Raw genomic sequence first — 13,987 nt, forward strand, 5'->3', positions numbered from 1 at the left:
CGTTGCCAAGATCATCAAGTAACGGAAGCGGAGATTTCTCATGTCTAGCCAAAAGATCCGCATCCGCCTGAAGGCGTTCGATTACAATCTGATCGATCGTTCCGCTCAGGAAATCGTTGAAACCGCCAAGCGCACCGGTGCCGTTGTCAAAGGCCCGGTTCCGCTGCCGACCAAAATCGAGCGCTTCAACGTTCTGCGTTCCCCGCACGTGAACAAGACTTCCCGCGACCAGCTGGAAATCCGCACTCACCTGCGTCTGATGGACATCGTAGACCCGACCGACAAGACTGTTGATGCTCTGATGAAGCTCGACCTGCCGGCCGGTGTGGATGTGGAAATCAAGCTGCAGTAATCGCTTAAGTTCAAGGGTTTGCGAGCTAAGTGCTTGCGATTCTTGAATTTTCTGTGATACATTACCGGACTCGCCATTTTGGCGAGTCCGTTTTTGTTTTTTATGTCGTGTTTTTTATGCCGGTCAATCGCAATCGGCGCCTGAAAAAGGAAATAAACATGAGTTTAGGTCTTGTCGGTCGCAAAGTCGGCATGACCCGCATTTTTGCCGAAGATGGCGCAACCATCCCGGTAACTGTGCTGGACATGTCCTCCAACCGCGTCACGCAAATCAAAACCGCTGAAACCGACGGCTACACTGCCGTTCAGGTTACCTATGGCTCCAAGAAGGCCAATCGTGTCAACAAGGCTACTGCCGGTCACTTCGCCAAAGCTGGCGTGGAAGCTGGTCTGGGTCTGGCTGAGTTCGCTCTGTCCGCCGACGCGCTGTCCAACTTCAAGCCGGGCGACGCTATCGCTGTCGAAATCTTCACCGTTGGTCAACTGGTTGATGTAACCGGCACCTCCAAGGGTAAGGGTTTCTCCGGCGTGATCAAGCGCCACAACTTCTCTTCCAACCGTGCTTCGCACGGTAACTCGCGTTCGCACAATACGCCGGGTTCCATCGGTCAAGCTCAAGATCCGGGTCGCGTTTTCCCGGGTAAGCGCATGGCTGGTCAATACGGCAACGTGAAGAGCACTGTTCAGTGCCTCGAGATCGTTCGTGTCGATGCCGAGCGTCAGCTGATCCTGGTCAAGGGCGCAGTCCCGGGTGCCAAGAACGGCGACGTCGTCGTGCGTCCTAGCGTGAAAGCGGGTGCGTGATGGAATTGAATGTAATCAATACCCAAGGCAAGGCTGTTGGCAGCCTGCAAGTGTCCGACGCTCTGTTCGGCCGCGAATACAACGAAGCTCTGGTGCATCAGGTTGTGACCGCGTTCCTGGCGAACGCGCGCAGCGGCAACCGCGCCCAGCTGACTCGTGCTGAAGTGAAGCACTCGACCAAGAAGCCGTTCCGTCAGAAGGGCACTGGTAACGCTCGTGCCGGTATGACCTCTACCCCGAACCGTCGTGGTGGTGGCCGTGCCTTCCCGAACAAGCCGGACGAGAACTTCACTCAGAAGGTTAACCGCAAGATGTACCGTGCGGGCATCGCGACCATCCTGTCGCAGCTGGTGCGTGACGAACGCCTGATCGTGGTTGACGACCTGTCGGTTGCCAGCCCGAAGACCAAGGAATTCGTCGGCGCCGTTCAGCCGATGGGTCTGGAGCAGGCTCTGTTCATCACCAATGAACTGAGCGAAAACCTCTATCTCTCTTCGCGTAACCTGCCGAACATGCTGGTTATCGAAGCGGTTCAGGCTGACCCGTACAGCCTGCTGCGCTTCAAGAAGACCGTGATCACCCGCGACGCCGTGAAGCAACTGGAGGAGCAGTGGGCATGAACCAAGAACGTCTGTTGCAAGTAATCCTTGCGCCCATCGTTTCCGAGAAGAGCACCATGATCGCTGAGAAAAACCAGCAAGTGGCGTTCCGTGTTGCTACCAACGCAACCAAGCCGGAAATCAAGGCCGCCGTGGAAATGCTGTTCAACGTAAAAGTTGACGGCGTGTCCACTGTGAACGTCAAGGGCAAGGTTAAGCGTTTCGGCCGCAGCACGGGTCGTCGCAGTGACTGGAAAAAGGCCTATGTTAGCCTGGTCGAGGGTCAAGAACTTGACCTGACCGCTAGCCCGGCCGCGGCGGAGTAAGGAGATAGAGCATGCCTATCGTTAAGGTAAAACCGACTTCCGCGGGCCGCCGTGCCGTTGTCAAGGTGGTACACCCTGACCTGCACAAAGGTGCTCCGCACGCAGCCCTGGTTGAGAAGAAAAACTCGACCGGCGGCCGTAACAACAATGGCCACATCACTACGCGTCATCGTGGTGGCGGCCATAAGAAGCACTACCGTCTGATCGACTTCCGTCGCAACAAGGATGGCATCCCGGCGAAAGTGGAACGCATCGAATACGATCCGAACCGCACCGCCCACATCGCCCTGTTGTGCTACGCCGATGGCGAACGCCGCTACATCGTCGCTCCGCGCGGCGTGAAAGTTGGCGCCGTGCTGCTGTCCGGCTCCGAGGCTCCGATCAAGGCCGGTAACGCTCTGCCGATCCGCAACATCCCGGTGGGTACCACTATCCACTGCGTGGAAATGCAACCCGGCAAGGGCGCTCAGATGGTTCGTTCCGCTGGCGCTTCTGCAATGCTGCTGGCTCGCGAAGGCGTGTACGCTCAACTGCGTCTGCGCTCTGGCGAGATCCGCCTGGTGCACGTCGATTGCCGTGCGACCGTTGGTGAAGTGGGTAACGAAGAGCACTCCCTGCGCAAGCTGGGTAAGGCTGGCGCTTCCCGTTGGCGCGGTGTTCGCCCGACCGTTCGCGGTACGGCGATGAACCCGATCGACCACCCGCACGGTGGTGGTGAAGGCCGCACTGGCGAAGGCCGCGTGCCGGTTAGCCCGTGGGGCACTCCGGCCAAGGGCTTCCGTACCCGTCGCAACAAGCGTACCGACAACATGATCGTACGCCGTCGCTATTCCACCAAAGGGTAATTGACAATGGCACGTTCGCAGAAAAAAGGCCCGTTCGTTGACCTGCATCTCCTGAAGAAGGTAGATGCGGTACGGGCAACCAGCGACAAGCGTCCGATCAAGACCTGGTCGCGTCGTTCGACCATCCTGCCGGACTTTATTGGTCTGACCATCGCTGTGCACAACGGTCGCACTCACGTTCCGGTTTATGTTTCTGAAAACATGGTCGGCCACAAACTGGGTGAATTCTCTCTGACTCGTACCTTCAAAGGCCATGCTGCCGACAAGAAGGCGAAGAAGAAGTAAGGTGAAGCGATGAGAGTATCTGCAAATCTGAAAAGTGTTCGCCTTTCGGCTCAAAAGTGCCGTCTGGTAGCCGATCTGGTCCGCGGTCAGTCCGTGGCCCAGGCGCTGAATATCCTGGCCTTCTCCCCGAAGAAGGGCGCGGTAATCATCAAGAAAGTGCTGGAATCTGCAATCGCTAACGCCGAGCACAACGAAGGCGCTGACATCGACACCCTGCGTGTCACCAGCATCTTTGTTGACAAGGGCGCTAGTCTGAAGCGTTTCACTGCCCGTGCTAAGGGTCGTGGCAATCGCATCGAAAAGCAGACCTGCCACATTTCCTTGACCGTTGGCAATTAAGGGGTAAGAAATGGGTCAGAAGATTCATCCGACGGGATTCCGTCTTGCCGTTAACAAAAACTGGTCTTCCAAGTGGTTCGCGTCTTCGCAGAACTTCCCGGAAATGCTGAAACAGGATATCGAAGTTCGCGCATTCCTGAAGAAGCGTCTGGGTCACGCTTCGGTTGGCCGCGTAACCATCGAGCGTCCGGCCAAGTCCGCCCGCATCACCATTCACAGCGCCCGTCCGGGCGTCGTGATCGGCAAGAAGGGCGAAGACATTGAAGTTCTGAAGCAAGAACTGCAGAAGCGCCTGGGCGTACCGGTCCATGTGAACATCGAAGAAGTTCGCAAGCCGGAACTGGACGCGCAAATCATCGCCGACGGCATCGCTTCCCAGCTGGAGAAGCGCGTGATGTTCCGTCGCGCCATGAAGCGCGCCATGCAAAACGCCATGCGTCTGGGTGCTGAAGGCATCAAGATCATGTCGTCCGGCCGTCTGAACGGCATCGACATCGCTCGTAGCGAATGGTACCGCGAAGGCCGCGTGCCGCTGCATACCCTGCGCGCCGATGTGGACTACGCCACCTCCGAAGCCAAGACCACCTACGGCATCATCGGCATCAAGGTATGGGTGTACAAAGGCGAGCTGAAGCCGGGCCAAGTTGTGGCCGCGCCGGCAGCTCCCGAGAAGAAAATGAGAAAGGGTGCCCGCAATGCTGCAGCCAACTAGACTCAAGTACCGTAAACAGCACAAAGGCCGTAACACCGGTATCGCCACTCGTGGCAACAAGGTGAGCTTTGGTGATTTCGGTCTGAAGGCTATTGGTCGTGGTCGTCTGACCGCGCGTCAGATCGAAGCTGCGCGTCGTGCGATGACCCGTCACATCAAGCGTGGCGGCCGCATCTGGATCCGTATCTTCCCGGACAAGCCGATCACCTCCAAGCCTGCCGAAGTCCGTATGGGCGGGGGCAAGGGCTCTCCGGAGTACTACGTGGCTGAAATTCAGCCTGGCAAGATGCTGTACGAAATGGATGGCGTATCCGAGGAACTCGCTCGCGAAGCTTTCCGTCTGGCCGCCGCCAAGCTGCCGATCGCCACTGTGTTCGTAACCAAACAGGTAGGTCAGTAATGAAAGCGTCCGAACTGAAAGCCAAAACTGTTGACGAGCTGAAGGTGGAACTGCTGAGCCTGCTGAAGGCCCAGTTTGCGCTGCGCATGCAGCACGCTACTCAGCAACTCGCCAAGACCTCTGAACTGAAGAAAGTGCGTCGCGACATTGCTCGTGTGCGTACCGTTCTGAAAGAAAAGGCAGTTTAAGATGAGCGAAACCAAAGTAGTACGTACGCTGACCGGCGTTGTGGTCAGCGACAAGATGGATAAGACTGTGACCGTTCTGGTCGAGCGCAAAGTAAAGCACCCGATCTACGGCAAGATTATCCGTCGCTCCAAGAAGTTCCACGCGCACGACGAAAACAACGAGTTCAAGGCAGGCGATCTGGTGATCATCAGCGAGTCCCGCCCGCTCTCGAAGACCAAGTCGTGGGTGGTAACTGGCCTGGTTGAGAAATCTCGTCAGGTATAAAGCTTGCAGAGGGCTGCGTCCCTCTGTATAATGGCCATCTCCTACGCGCTAACTGCGTAGGAGTTCCGCCCTTACGGGGTCCAAAACTGGCCGTTTGACACGCCACAGAATGTTCTGTGGCGTTTCCGCTGTTCGAGTCTGGCGACACATGCCCAGGCTAACGGCAGTGGAAAGTGACGGATAAAGTTGGATTAGAAAGGTAATCTCAAATGATCCAAATGCAGACCATGCTTGAGGTCGCTGACAACACTGGTGCACGTCATGTTCAGTGCATCAAAGTGCTGGGTGGCTCCAAGCGTCGCTATGCTAGCGTAGGTGACATCATCAAGGTGAGCATCAAGGATGCCGCTCCGCGTGGTCGCGTCAAAAAAGGCGACGTATACAACGCGGTCGTGGTACGCACTGCCAAAGGCGTGCGTCGTCCCGACGGCTCTTTGATCAAGTTTGACAGCAACGCTGCTGTTCTGCTCAACAACAAGCTTGAGCCGATCGGCACACGCATCTTCGGACCCGTTACGCGCGAACTGCGTACCGAGCGTTTCATGAAGATCGTATCGCTGGCTCCTGAAGTGCTGTAAGGAGAGGTCGCATGCGCAAGATTCGCAAGGGTGATGAAGTCGTAGTAATCACCGGCAAAGACAAGGGTAAGCGCGGCACTGTCCTGCGTGTTCTGGAAACCAAGCTGGTTGTGGAAGGCGTGAATGTCGCCAAGAAACACCAGAAGCCGAACCCGGTACGTGGCGTAGCTGGCGGTATCGTCGAGAAGACCATGCCCATCGACGCTTCTAACGTCGCGATTTTCAATCCGGCAAGCCAAAAGGCTGACCGCGTAGGCTTCAAGGTTCTTGAAGACGGCCGTAAGGTGCGCGTGTTCAAGTCCAGCGGCGAAGTTATCGGCGCCTAAGGAGCAAACATGGCACGTCTCTACGATTTCTACAAAGACAGCGTAGTGCCGGAACTGATGAAACAGTTCGGCTACAAGTCGATCATGCAAGTTCCGCGTATCGAGAAGATCACCGTGAACATGGGCGTGGGTGAAGCCGTTGCCGATAAGAAGGTAATGGAATTCGCCGTGGGCGACATGGAAAAGATCGCCGGCCAGAAGCCGGTCGTCACCACCGCTCGCAAGTCCATCGCAGGCTTCAAGATTCGCGACGACTATCCGGTTGGTTGCAAGGTAACTCTGCGTCGCGAACGCATGTATGAGTTCCTGGACCGCCTGGTCACCATCGCGCTGCCGCGAGTTCGCGACTTCCGTGGTGTTTCCGCCAAGTCTTTCGACGGCCGCGGCAACTACAACATGGGCGTCAAAGAACAGATCATCTTCCCGGAAATCGAGTACGACAAGATCGATGCTCTGCGTGGTATGAACATCACTATCACTACCTCGGCGAAGACTGACGAAGAGGCCCGCGCTCTGCTGGCCGCGTTCAAGTTCCCGTTCAAGGGTTAAGCACATGGCACGACTTGCACTGATTAACCGTGAAGAGAAGCGCGTCAAGCTGGCTGAGAAGTTCTCCGCCAAGCGTGACGCCCTGATCGCCACCATCAACAACCAGAACCTCTCGGAAGAAGAGCGTTTCGCCGCCCGCCTGCAACTGCAGCAACTGCCGCGCAACGCTTCTCCGGTTCGCCAGCGTCGTCGCTGCGCCGTGACCGGTCGTCCGCGTGGTGTGTTCCGTAAATTCGGTTTGGGTCGCAACAAGCTGCGTGAGATCGCCATGAAGGGTGAGATTCCGGGTGTTGTGAAGGCCAGCTGGTAATAGGAGACACATAAATGAGCATGCACGATCCTATTTCCGATATGTTGACCCGCATCCGCAACGGCCAACAAGCTTCCAAAACCAAGGTTTCCATGCCTTGCTCGAAGCTGAAGGTTGCGCTGGCGCAGGTGCTGAAAGAAGAAGGCTACATCGAAGACTTCGCCGTCGCCGGCGAAGAGAAGAAGCCTGTTCTCGATATCCAGCTCAAGTACTACGCTGGCCGTCCGGTGATCGAGCGCATCGAGCGCGTATCCCGTCCTGGCCTGCGCGTGTACAAGGGCTCCACCGAAATCCCGAAGGTCATGAACGGCCTGGGCGTGGCGATCCTGTCCACCTCCAGCGGCGTGATGACCGATCGCAAGGCGCGCGCTGCCGGTATCGGCGGCGAACTGCTCTGCGTCGTGGCGTAAGGGGGTCAAATGTCTCGCGTAGCTAAGAATCCGGTAGCCATTCCGGCCGGCGTCGAAGTCAAGTTCGGCGCAGCAGATGTGACTGTCAAGGGCGCCCTGGGCTCCCTGAGCACCGCTCTGTGCAACGACGTGGAAGTCAAGCTGGACAACAACCAGCTGACTTTCGCCGCCAAGAACGACAGCAAGTTCGCACGTGCCATGTCCGGCACCCTGCGCGCCCTGTTGAACAATATGGTGAACGGCGTATCCAAGGGCTTCGAGAAGAAGCTGCAGCTGGTCGGCGTGGGCTACCGTGCCCAGGCCCAAGGCGATACCCTGAACCTGTCTCTGGGTTTCTCGCACCCGGTGGCTCACAAGATGCCCGCTGGCGTCAAAGTTGAGACTCCGACTCAGACCGAGATCCTGGTCAAGGGCGCTGACAAGCAGCTCGTGGGCCAGGTCGCAGCCGAGATTCGCGCTTACCGTTCGCCGGAGCCTTACAAGGGCAAGGGCGTGCGTTATGCCGACGAGGTTGTGGTTCTGAAAGAAACCAAGAAGAAGTAACTGAGGCACTGACATGGACAAGAAACAGACTCGACTCCGCCGCGCACGTAAAACCCGTGCACGGATCGCGGAGCTCAAGATGGTGCGTCTCTCTGTACACCGCACCAATAGCCACATTTACGCCCAGATCATTGACGAGACCGGCAACAAGGTACTGGCCAGCGCTTCCTCGCTGGAAGCCGATGTTCGCTCCGCAATGGCCAATGGTGGCAACGTGGCAGCTGCAGCCGTGATCGGCCAGCGCATTGCCGAAAAGGCAAAAGCCGCTGGCATCGAGCAAGTTGCTTTCGATCGTTCCGGTTTCAAATACCACGGTCGCATGAAGGCACTGGCTGACGCCGCTCGCGAACACGGCCTCGTATTCTAATTCGGAGTAAAGAATGGCTAAGCACGAAATGGAAGATCGCGGCGACGGTCTGGTCGAGAAAATGATCAGCGTCAACCGCGTCACCAAAGTGGTTAAGGGCGGCCGTATCATGGCTTTCTCCGCCCTGACCGTGGTTGGTGATGGCGACGGCGGTATCGGCATGGGTAAGGGCCGTTCCAAGGAAGTTCCGGTCGCCGTACAAAAGGCGATGGAACAAGCCCGCCACAACATGGTGAAGATCAAGCTGTACAACGGTACCGTGAAGCACACCGTTGAAGGCCGTCACGGCGCGACTCGCGTCCTGATCCAGCCGGCAAAGGATGGTACTGGCGTTAAGGCCGGTGGTCCGATGCGCGCGATCTTCGACGCAATGGGTATTCACAATGTTTCGGCCAAGATCCATGGCTCCACGAACCCGTACAACGTGGTGCGTGCGACTCTGGACGGTCTGAGCAAGATCAATACCCCGGCTCAAATCGCCGCCAAGCGTGGCCTGAGCATCGAGGACATCCTGGGGGTGGGTCATGAGTAACGCCAAGACTGTCAAGGTCACTCTGGTAAAGAGCCTGATCGGTCGCCTGGAGTCTCACAAGGCTTGCGCCCGCGGTCTCGGTCTGAAGAAGATTCGTCAGACTGTTGAAGTGCTCGATACCCCTGAAAACCGTGGCATGATCAACAAGATCAGCTACCTGCTCAAATTCGAGGGCTAAGAGATGCTGCTGAACACCGTACAACCGGGCGTCGGCGCCAAGCATGCCAAGCGCCGTGTAGGCCGTGGCATCGGTTCCGGCCTGGGCAAGACTTGCGGCCGCGGCCACAAGGGTCAGAAGAGCCGTGCCGGTGGTTTCCACAAGGTAGGCTTCGAAGGCGGCCAAATGCCGCTGCAACGTCGTCTGCCGAAGCGCGGCTTCAAGTCTCTGACAGCTCGCTTCGTATGCGAAGTTCGCCTGTCCGAACTGAACCTGCTGCCGGTCGATGAAATCGATCTGCTGGCTCTCAAGCAAGCCGGTCTGGTGGCTGCCCAGGCACTCGTTGCCAAAGTAGTCCTGTCCGGCAAGGTTGAGCGCGCGGTCAAACTGCGTGGTATCAGCGTTACCGCTGGCGCCCGCGCTGCCATCGAGGCTGCCGGCGGCAGCATTGAATAAGGCATAAATTTGTGGCGAATACTTCTCTAGTGGCCAATGCCAATAAGTTTGGTGATCTGAAGCGTCGTATCTGGTTCCTGATTGGCGCGCTGATCGTTTATCGTATCGGTGCCCATATTCCGGTCCCGGGTATCAACCCTGCCGAACTAGCGAAGTTGTTCCACACATCGCAGACGGGCCTGCTCGACATGTTCAACATGTTTTCGGGCGGCGCCCTCTCGAGGTTTACGGTGTTTGCCCTGGGCATCATGCCGTACATCTCGGCTTCCATCATTCTGCAGCTTGCGGCCGAGGTTTTGCCTAGCCTGAAGCAGCTGAAGAAGGAAGGCGATGCGGGACGTCGCAAGATAACCCAGTACACGCGTTATGCCACCGTGGCGCTCGCAACTTTCCAAAGTTTCGGCATCGCGGTGATGTTGTACAAGCAGCCTAATCTGGTGATGACTGCTCAGTGGGAGTTTTATCTGACAACCGTGGTGTCTCTGGTCACTGGAACCATGTTCCTGATGTGGTTGGGTGAGCAGATCACCGAGCGCGGTATCGGCAACGGTATCTCGCTGATCATCTGCGCGGGTATCGCCGCAGGTGTTCCGGCTGCGATCGGCAAGACCCTGACTCTGACCAGCCAGGGCTCTTTGCCCATCTTGTTTGCCGTGCTGCTGTTTGTCGGAGTGATCCTGGTCACCTTCCTCGTTGTCTACGCTGAGCGTGGCCAACGCAAGGTGCTGGTGAACTACGCCAAGCGTCAAGTGGGCAATCGCGTCATGCAAGGCCAGAGCACGCATTTGCCGCTCAAGCTGAACATGGCGGGGGTGATTCCCCCGATCTTCGCCTCGAGCATCATCCTGTTTCCGGCCACCGTCCTCGGTTGGTTCGGCCAGGGCGAGCACATGGCTTGGCTGAAGGGCGTGGCTGACAAGCTGCATCCGGGTCAGCCGATCTATGTGCTGCTGTACGCGGCGGCGATCATCTTCTTCTGCTACTTCTACACGGCGTTGGTTTTCAACCCGAAGGAAACGGCTGACAACCTGAAGAAGAGCGGGGCTTTCATTCCGGGCATCCGTCCAGGTGAGCAAACTTCTCGTTATATCGAGAAGATCATCCTGCGGCTGACGCTGATCGGTGCGATCTACATCACGCTGGTCTGCTTGTTGCCGGAATTCCTGATCCTGAAGTGGAACGTTCCGTTCTATTTCGGCGGTACATCGCTGCTGATCATCGTGGTGGTGACGATGGACTTCATGGCGCAGGTGCAGTCCTACGTGTTGTCGCATCAGTACGAGAGCTTGCTGAAGAAGGCTAACTTCAAAGGCAACGCCCTTACCCGCTGACACACGAGTTGACACTGGGTTATATGGCTAAGGAAGACACTATCCAGATGCAGGGCGAGATCTTGGAAAATTTGCCCAGCGCAACTTTCAAGATCAAGCTTGAAAATGGACACGTGGTACTCGGGCATATCTCTGGGAAGATGCGGATGCACTACATCCGCATCCTGCCGGGCGACAAGGTGACTGTGGAGTTGACTCCATACGATCTGTCCAGAGCCCGTATTGTGTTCCGTGCGAAGTAACGCATTCGCTCTTTTTTGGATTTGAAAGGATCTGAACATGCGAGTACAGCCTTCTGTAAAGAAGATTTGCCGTAATTGCAAAATCATTCGTCGCAATCGCGTAGTTCGCGTGATCTGCACGGACCCGCGTCACAAGCAAAAACAAGGCTAACATTTGTTAGACCTCGATTTGCGTGATACAATCGCAAACTTTTCAAGGTCTTAAGGCTTAAGGAAAGAGTATGGCCCGTATTGCAGGGGTAAACATCCCCAATCATGCGCATGCCGTTATCGGCCTGCAGGCAATTTTCGGCGTCGGTCAGACTCGCGCTCAGCAAATTTGTGCTGCAGCTGGCGTGAATCCTTCCACCAAGGTGAAGGATCTGACTGAAGCTGAGATGGAGACTCTGCGTGATCAAGTCGCCAAGTTCACCGTTGAAGGTGATCTGCGTCGTGAAATCACCATGAGCATCAAGCGTCTGATGGACATGGGCTGCTATCGCGGCTTCCGCCATCGTCGCGGCTTGCCGTGCCGCGGTCAACGCACTCGCACCAATGCCCGTACCCGCAAGGGTCCGCGCAAGGCGATTGCCGGCAAGAAGTAAACTAAGGAACACAGAGAATGGCTAAAGCAAACACAGCTGTCCGTGTACGTAAAAAAGTGCGCAAGTCTGTTAGCGAAGGCATCGTGCACGTGCACGCTTCGTTCAACAACACCATCATCACTATCACCGACCGTCAAGGCAATGCACTGTCTTGGGCTACCTCTGGCGGCGCTGGTTTTAAGGGCTCGCGCAAGAGTACACCCTTTGCCGCTCAGGTAGCTGCAGAGCACGCTGGTAAAGTTGCCCAAGAATATGGTGTGAAGAACCTCGAAGTTCGTATCAAAGGCCCGGGCCCGGGTCGTGAATCCGCTGTTCGCGCACTCAACTCGCTGGGTTTCAAGATCACCAGCATCTCCGACGTGACGCCGGTACCGCACAACGGTTGCCGTCCGCCCAAAAAACGTCGTATCTAATTCGGAGAGTGTGAGAACATGGCACGTTATATTGGCCCGAAGTGCAAGCTCGCTCGTCGTGAAGGCACCGACCTTTTCCTGAAGAGCGCGCGTCGTGCACTGGATTCCAAATGCAAACTGGATGCTGCCCCCGGCCAGCACGGCGCCCGTCGCGGCCGTCTGTCGGACTACGGCGTCCAGCTGCGTGAAAAGCAGAAAATCCGCCGCATCTACGGCGTACTCGAGCGTCAGTTCCGCAATTACTTTGCGGAAGCTGTCCGCCGCAAGGGCTCCACGGGTGAAAACCTGCTGAAGCTGCTTGAGTCCCGCCTGGACAACGTTGTATATCGCATGGGCTTTGGCTCCACTCGCGCCGAAGCGCGCCAGCTGGTCAGCCACAAGGCTATCGTTGTGAACGGCCAGGTTGTGAACATTCCGTCTTACCAGGTTAAAGCCGGTGACGTAGTGACCGTCCGTGAGAAGGCCAAGAAGCAGGCCCGTATCGTCGAAGGCCTGGCTCTGGCCGAGCAAGGCGGCTTCCCGTCTTGGGTGTCTGTTGACTCCAAGAAAATGGAAGGCGTTTTCAAATCCACTCCGGAACGTTCCGAACTGTCTAGCGATATCAACGAACAACTCGTTGTGGAATTCTACTCCAAGTAATCGCTAGCTCTTAGGGAATGACTATGCAAAACAGCGCTTCGGAATTTCTGAAACCTCGTCTGATCGATGTACAGCCGGTTTCCGCCACTCACGCTCGCGTGTCGATGGAGCCGTTCGAGCGCGGCTATGCCCATACCCTGGGCAATTCGCTGCGTCGTATCCTGCTGTCGTCGATGCCGGGCTATGCTCCGACCGAAGTGACTATCGCTGGCGTTTTGCATGAGTATTCCGCACTTGACGGCGTGCGGGAGGATGTCGTTGACATCCTCCTCAACCTCAAGGGCGTAGTGCTTAAGCTGCATGGTCGCGACAGTGTCGTGCTGACCTTGAAAAAGGAAGGCGAGGGCGCTGTCTTGGCTAGCGATATCGAGCTGCCGCATGATGTGGAAGTGATCAATCCGGAACACGTGATTTGTCACATCTCCTCCGGCGGCAAGATCGACATGGAGGTCAAGGTTGAGAAGGGGCGCGGCTATCAGCCGGTGTCCGTTCGCACCAGCCATGACGACAACCGTTCCATCGGTACCATTCAACTGGACGCTTCCTTCTCGCCGGTTCGCCGCGTGAGCTTCGCTGTGGAAAGCGCCCGTGTTGAACAGCGTACCGACCTCGACCGCCTGGTTCTCGACATCGAGACCAACGGCGTCATCGAGCCGGAGCAGGCTGTGCGCAACGCAGCCCGCATCCTGATGGACCAGCTGTCGATCTTTGCCGACCTCCAGGGCACAGCGGTTGAAGAAGTCGTTGAAAAGGCGCCGCCGATCGATCCGATCCTGCTGCGTCCGGTAGACGATCTTGAACTGACGGTCCGTTCGGCCAACTGCCTGAAAGCAGAGAACATTTATTACATCGGCGATCTGATCCAGCGCACCGAAACCGAGCTTCTGAAGACACCGAACCTCGGCCGCAAGTCGCTGAACGAGATCAAGGAAGTTCTCGCTTCCAAGGGCCTGACTCTCGGCATGAAGCTCGAGAACTGGCCTCCGGCTGGTCTGGAAAAGCCGTAAGTTTGAGACTAAAGGACATTAACAATGCGTCATCGTTACAGTAATCGTAAACTGAACCGCACGACCAGCCATCGTCTGGCGATGCTGCGTAACATGGCCAACTCGCTGCTGAAGCACGAAGTTATCGTGACCACGCTGCCGAAGGCCAAGGAACTGCGTCGTGTGGCCGAGCCGCTCATCACGCTCGGCAAAAAGCCGTCTCTCGCCAACCGTCGTCTGGCGTTCGACCGCACCCGTGACCGCGAAATCGTGGTTAAACTCTTCGACGTGCTCGGCTCGCGTTACGCTACCCGCAATGGCGGTTACGTGCGCATCCTGAAGTACGGTTTCCGCAAGGGCGACAACGCCCCGATGGCTCTGGTAGAGCTGGTGGACCGTCCGGAAGACGCCGTTGCCGTAGAAGACAACTCCGCCGATTAATCGACGAAG

29 protein-coding genes are annotated in these 13,987 nt (G+C 56.9%); all 29 read left to right on the forward strand.

Annotated elements, in window-relative coordinates:
* The first annotated feature begins 40 nt into the window (after positions 1-40).
* The 29 genes from rpsJ to rplQ all read left to right on the forward strand — a co-directional run bounded on the left by rpsJ (position 41) and on the right by rplQ (position 13,978).
* Positions 41-352, forward strand: a complete 312-nt coding sequence (gene rpsJ, locus VL52_RS12865; RefSeq protein ID WP_011137734.1) for a 30S ribosomal protein S10 — start codon at positions 41-43, stop codon at positions 350-352.
* Between the two features lie 158 nt (positions 353-510).
* Positions 511-1,155: a 50S ribosomal protein L3 gene (gene rplC, locus VL52_RS12870; RefSeq protein ID WP_021478354.1), complete on the forward strand. Its 645-nt coding sequence runs from the start codon at positions 511-513 to the stop codon at positions 1,153-1,155.
* Positions 1,155-1,775, forward strand: a complete 621-nt coding sequence (rplD, locus tag VL52_RS12875; RefSeq protein WP_011137732.1) for a 50S ribosomal protein L4 — start codon at positions 1,155-1,157, stop codon at positions 1,773-1,775. The genes rplC and rplD overlap by 1 nt, the downstream gene beginning before the upstream one ends.
* Positions 1,772-2,080 carry a 50S ribosomal protein L23 gene (gene rplW, locus VL52_RS12880; protein ID WP_021478355.1) on the forward strand — a complete coding sequence of 103 codons (309 nt, stop codon included), beginning with the start codon at positions 1,772-1,774 and terminating at the stop codon, positions 2,078-2,080. Before rplD ends, rplW begins: the two co-directional genes overlap by 4 nt.
* An 11-nt stretch (positions 2,081-2,091) precedes the next feature.
* On the forward strand, positions 2,092-2,925 hold the full coding sequence (gene rplB / locus VL52_RS24015; protein WP_021478356.1) for a 50S ribosomal protein L2: 834 nt from the start codon (positions 2,092-2,094) through the stop codon (positions 2,923-2,925).
* Between the two features lie 6 nt (positions 2,926-2,931).
* The gene (gene rpsS, locus VL52_RS24020) at positions 2,932-3,210 is read left to right on the forward strand and encodes a 30S ribosomal protein S19 (protein WP_011137729.1); all 279 of its coding nucleotides are present in this window, start codon (positions 2,932-2,934) and stop codon (positions 3,208-3,210) included.
* 9 nt (positions 3,211-3,219) lie between these two features.
* Positions 3,220-3,549 (forward strand): 50S ribosomal protein L22, encoded by a 330-nt coding sequence (gene rplV, locus VL52_RS12890; protein WP_021478358.1) that lies wholly within the window; start codon positions 3,220-3,222, stop codon positions 3,547-3,549.
* 10 nt (positions 3,550-3,559) lie between these two features.
* Positions 3,560-4,261: a 30S ribosomal protein S3 gene (gene rpsC, locus VL52_RS12895; RefSeq protein WP_021478359.1), complete on the forward strand. Its 702-nt coding sequence runs from the start codon at positions 3,560-3,562 to the stop codon at positions 4,259-4,261.
* Positions 4,245-4,661: a 50S ribosomal protein L16 gene (gene rplP / locus VL52_RS12900; RefSeq protein ID WP_011137726.1), complete on the forward strand. Its 417-nt coding sequence runs from the start codon at positions 4,245-4,247 to the stop codon at positions 4,659-4,661. Before rpsC ends, rplP begins: the two co-directional genes overlap by 17 nt.
* Positions 4,661-4,849 carry a 50S ribosomal protein L29 gene (rpmC, locus tag VL52_RS12905; RefSeq protein ID WP_021478360.1) on the forward strand — a complete coding sequence of 63 codons (189 nt, stop codon included), beginning with the start codon at positions 4,661-4,663 and terminating at the stop codon, positions 4,847-4,849. The genes rplP and rpmC overlap by 1 nt, the downstream gene beginning before the upstream one ends.
* Before the next feature lies 1 nt (position 4,850).
* Positions 4,851-5,114, forward strand: coding sequence for a 30S ribosomal protein S17 (rpsQ, locus tag VL52_RS12910; protein ID WP_021478361.1), 264 nt, complete (start codon positions 4,851-4,853; stop codon positions 5,112-5,114).
* A gap of 209 nt (positions 5,115-5,323) precedes the next feature.
* Entirely contained in the window at positions 5,324-5,692 is a 369-nt protein-coding gene (gene rplN, locus VL52_RS12915) for a 50S ribosomal protein L14 (protein ID WP_011137723.1), read from the forward strand.
* A gap of 11 nt (positions 5,693-5,703) precedes the next feature.
* Complete coding sequence (rplX, locus tag VL52_RS12920) at positions 5,704-6,018, forward strand: 50S ribosomal protein L24 (RefSeq protein WP_011137722.1); 315 nt, start codon at positions 5,704-5,706, stop codon at positions 6,016-6,018.
* Between the two features lie 9 nt (positions 6,019-6,027).
* The gene (gene rplE / locus VL52_RS12925) at positions 6,028-6,567 is read left to right on the forward strand and encodes a 50S ribosomal protein L5 (protein ID WP_021478362.1); all 540 of its coding nucleotides are present in this window, start codon (positions 6,028-6,030) and stop codon (positions 6,565-6,567) included.
* A gap of 4 nt (positions 6,568-6,571) precedes the next feature.
* The gene (gene rpsN, locus VL52_RS24025) at positions 6,572-6,877 is read left to right on the forward strand and encodes a 30S ribosomal protein S14 (protein WP_082107071.1); all 306 of its coding nucleotides are present in this window, start codon (positions 6,572-6,574) and stop codon (positions 6,875-6,877) included.
* Positions 6,878-6,891: 14 nt separating this feature from the next.
* Positions 6,892-7,287: a 30S ribosomal protein S8 gene (gene rpsH / locus VL52_RS12935; RefSeq protein WP_021478363.1), complete on the forward strand. Its 396-nt coding sequence runs from the start codon at positions 6,892-6,894 to the stop codon at positions 7,285-7,287.
* A gap of 9 nt (positions 7,288-7,296) precedes the next feature.
* A complete protein-coding gene (gene rplF, locus VL52_RS12940) occupies positions 7,297-7,830 on the forward strand; it encodes a 50S ribosomal protein L6 (RefSeq protein WP_021478364.1) in 534 nt (177 codons plus the stop codon).
* Positions 7,831-7,843: 13 nt separating this feature from the next.
* Positions 7,844-8,197 carry a 50S ribosomal protein L18 gene (rplR, locus tag VL52_RS12945; RefSeq protein WP_021478365.1) on the forward strand — a complete coding sequence of 118 codons (354 nt, stop codon included), beginning with the start codon at positions 7,844-7,846 and terminating at the stop codon, positions 8,195-8,197.
* 13 nt (positions 8,198-8,210) lie between these two features.
* On the forward strand, positions 8,211-8,729 hold the full coding sequence (gene rpsE, locus VL52_RS12950; RefSeq protein ID WP_021478366.1) for a 30S ribosomal protein S5: 519 nt from the start codon (positions 8,211-8,213) through the stop codon (positions 8,727-8,729).
* Positions 8,722-8,907 (forward strand): 50S ribosomal protein L30, encoded by a 186-nt coding sequence (gene rpmD, locus VL52_RS12955; RefSeq protein WP_011137715.1) that lies wholly within the window; start codon positions 8,722-8,724, stop codon positions 8,905-8,907. Before rpsE ends, rpmD begins: the two co-directional genes overlap by 8 nt.
* Positions 8,908-8,910: 3 nt before the next feature.
* Positions 8,911-9,342: a 50S ribosomal protein L15 gene (gene rplO, locus VL52_RS12960; protein WP_021478367.1), complete on the forward strand. Its 432-nt coding sequence runs from the start codon at positions 8,911-8,913 to the stop codon at positions 9,340-9,342.
* An 11-nt stretch (positions 9,343-9,353) separates the two neighbouring features.
* Positions 9,354-10,673: a preprotein translocase subunit SecY gene (gene secY, locus VL52_RS12965; protein WP_021478368.1), complete on the forward strand. Its 1,320-nt coding sequence runs from the start codon at positions 9,354-9,356 to the stop codon at positions 10,671-10,673.
* 23 nt (positions 10,674-10,696) lie between these two features.
* Positions 10,697-10,915, forward strand: coding sequence for a translation initiation factor IF-1 (gene infA / locus VL52_RS12970; RefSeq protein ID WP_031296780.1), 219 nt, complete (start codon positions 10,697-10,699; stop codon positions 10,913-10,915).
* Positions 10,916-10,952: 37 nt separating this feature from the next.
* On the forward strand, positions 10,953-11,066 hold the full coding sequence (gene rpmJ / locus VL52_RS24030) for a 50S ribosomal protein L36 (protein WP_011137711.1): 114 nt from the start codon (positions 10,953-10,955) through the stop codon (positions 11,064-11,066).
* Between the two features lie 70 nt (positions 11,067-11,136).
* The gene (gene rpsM, locus VL52_RS12975) at positions 11,137-11,499 is read left to right on the forward strand and encodes a 30S ribosomal protein S13 (RefSeq protein ID WP_021478370.1); all 363 of its coding nucleotides are present in this window, start codon (positions 11,137-11,139) and stop codon (positions 11,497-11,499) included.
* 17 nt (positions 11,500-11,516) lie between these two features.
* Positions 11,517-11,912: a 30S ribosomal protein S11 gene (rpsK, locus tag VL52_RS12980; RefSeq protein WP_011137709.1), complete on the forward strand. Its 396-nt coding sequence runs from the start codon at positions 11,517-11,519 to the stop codon at positions 11,910-11,912.
* Between the two features lie 18 nt (positions 11,913-11,930).
* Positions 11,931-12,551 (forward strand): 30S ribosomal protein S4, encoded by a 621-nt coding sequence (gene rpsD, locus VL52_RS12985; protein WP_021478371.1) that lies wholly within the window; start codon positions 11,931-11,933, stop codon positions 12,549-12,551.
* Between the two features lie 23 nt (positions 12,552-12,574).
* A complete protein-coding gene (locus VL52_RS12990; protein ID WP_021478372.1) occupies positions 12,575-13,558 on the forward strand; it encodes a DNA-directed RNA polymerase subunit alpha in 984 nt (327 codons plus the stop codon).
* A 24-nt stretch (positions 13,559-13,582) separates the two neighbouring features.
* The gene (gene rplQ / locus VL52_RS12995) at positions 13,583-13,978 is read left to right on the forward strand and encodes a 50S ribosomal protein L17 (protein ID WP_021478373.1); all 396 of its coding nucleotides are present in this window, start codon (positions 13,583-13,585) and stop codon (positions 13,976-13,978) included.
* Positions 13,979-13,987: the final 9 nt, after the last annotated feature.

This window comes from Chromobacterium vaccinii, assembly GCF_000971335.1.
Classification (GTDB): domain Bacteria; phylum Pseudomonadota; class Gammaproteobacteria; order Burkholderiales; family Chromobacteriaceae; genus Chromobacterium; species Chromobacterium vaccinii.

What these genes read in the sequence shown, in the direction of transcription:
- rplX (WP_011137722.1), top strand. Translation starts at nt 5,704, where the DNA reads ATGCGCAAGATTCGCAAGGGTGATGAAGTCGTAGTAATCACCGGCAAA.
- rplN (WP_011137723.1), top strand. Translation starts at nt 5,324, where the DNA reads ATGATCCAAATGCAGACCATGCTTGAGGTCGCTGACAACACTGGTGCA.
- infA (WP_031296780.1), top strand. Translation starts at nt 10,697, where the DNA reads ATGGCTAAGGAAGACACTATCCAGATGCAGGGCGAGATCTTGGAAAAT.
- rpsK (WP_011137709.1), top strand. Translation starts at nt 11,517, where the DNA reads ATGGCTAAAGCAAACACAGCTGTCCGTGTACGTAAAAAAGTGCGCAAG.
- rpsC (WP_021478359.1), top strand. Translation starts at nt 3,560, where the DNA reads ATGGGTCAGAAGATTCATCCGACGGGATTCCGTCTTGCCGTTAACAAA.
- rplV (WP_021478358.1), top strand. Translation starts at nt 3,220, where the DNA reads ATGAGAGTATCTGCAAATCTGAAAAGTGTTCGCCTTTCGGCTCAAAAG.
- rplR (WP_021478365.1), top strand. Translation starts at nt 7,844, where the DNA reads ATGGACAAGAAACAGACTCGACTCCGCCGCGCACGTAAAACCCGTGCA.
- rpsN (WP_082107071.1), top strand. Translation starts at nt 6,572, where the DNA reads ATGGCACGACTTGCACTGATTAACCGTGAAGAGAAGCGCGTCAAGCTG.
- rplB (WP_021478356.1), top strand. Translation starts at nt 2,092, where the DNA reads ATGCCTATCGTTAAGGTAAAACCGACTTCCGCGGGCCGCCGTGCCGTT.
- rplW (WP_021478355.1), top strand. Translation starts at nt 1,772, where the DNA reads ATGAACCAAGAACGTCTGTTGCAAGTAATCCTTGCGCCCATCGTTTCC.
- rplP (WP_011137726.1), top strand. Translation starts at nt 4,245, where the DNA reads ATGCTGCAGCCAACTAGACTCAAGTACCGTAAACAGCACAAAGGCCGT.
- rplD (WP_011137732.1), top strand. Translation starts at nt 1,155, where the DNA reads ATGGAATTGAATGTAATCAATACCCAAGGCAAGGCTGTTGGCAGCCTG.
- VL52_RS12990 (WP_021478372.1), top strand. Translation starts at nt 12,575, where the DNA reads ATGCAAAACAGCGCTTCGGAATTTCTGAAACCTCGTCTGATCGATGTA.
- rplQ (WP_021478373.1), top strand. Translation starts at nt 13,583, where the DNA reads ATGCGTCATCGTTACAGTAATCGTAAACTGAACCGCACGACCAGCCAT.
- rpsJ (WP_011137734.1), top strand. Translation starts at nt 41, where the DNA reads ATGTCTAGCCAAAAGATCCGCATCCGCCTGAAGGCGTTCGATTACAAT.
- rpsM (WP_021478370.1), top strand. Translation starts at nt 11,137, where the DNA reads ATGGCCCGTATTGCAGGGGTAAACATCCCCAATCATGCGCATGCCGTT.
- rpsD (WP_021478371.1), top strand. Translation starts at nt 11,931, where the DNA reads ATGGCACGTTATATTGGCCCGAAGTGCAAGCTCGCTCGTCGTGAAGGC.
- rplO (WP_021478367.1), top strand. Translation starts at nt 8,911, where the DNA reads ATGCTGCTGAACACCGTACAACCGGGCGTCGGCGCCAAGCATGCCAAG.
- rplC (WP_021478354.1), top strand. Translation starts at nt 511, where the DNA reads ATGAGTTTAGGTCTTGTCGGTCGCAAAGTCGGCATGACCCGCATTTTT.
- rplF (WP_021478364.1), top strand. Translation starts at nt 7,297, where the DNA reads ATGTCTCGCGTAGCTAAGAATCCGGTAGCCATTCCGGCCGGCGTCGAA.
- rpsE (WP_021478366.1), top strand. Translation starts at nt 8,211, where the DNA reads ATGGCTAAGCACGAAATGGAAGATCGCGGCGACGGTCTGGTCGAGAAA.
- rpsQ (WP_021478361.1), top strand. Translation starts at nt 4,851, where the DNA reads ATGAGCGAAACCAAAGTAGTACGTACGCTGACCGGCGTTGTGGTCAGC.
- rpmJ (WP_011137711.1), top strand. Translation starts at nt 10,953, where the DNA reads ATGCGAGTACAGCCTTCTGTAAAGAAGATTTGCCGTAATTGCAAAATC.
- rplE (WP_021478362.1), top strand. Translation starts at nt 6,028, where the DNA reads ATGGCACGTCTCTACGATTTCTACAAAGACAGCGTAGTGCCGGAACTG.
- rpmC (WP_021478360.1), top strand. Translation starts at nt 4,661, where the DNA reads ATGAAAGCGTCCGAACTGAAAGCCAAAACTGTTGACGAGCTGAAGGTG.
- rpsS (WP_011137729.1), top strand. Translation starts at nt 2,932, where the DNA reads ATGGCACGTTCGCAGAAAAAAGGCCCGTTCGTTGACCTGCATCTCCTG.
- rpsH (WP_021478363.1), top strand. Translation starts at nt 6,892, where the DNA reads ATGAGCATGCACGATCCTATTTCCGATATGTTGACCCGCATCCGCAAC.
- rpmD (WP_011137715.1), top strand. Translation starts at nt 8,722, where the DNA reads ATGAGTAACGCCAAGACTGTCAAGGTCACTCTGGTAAAGAGCCTGATC.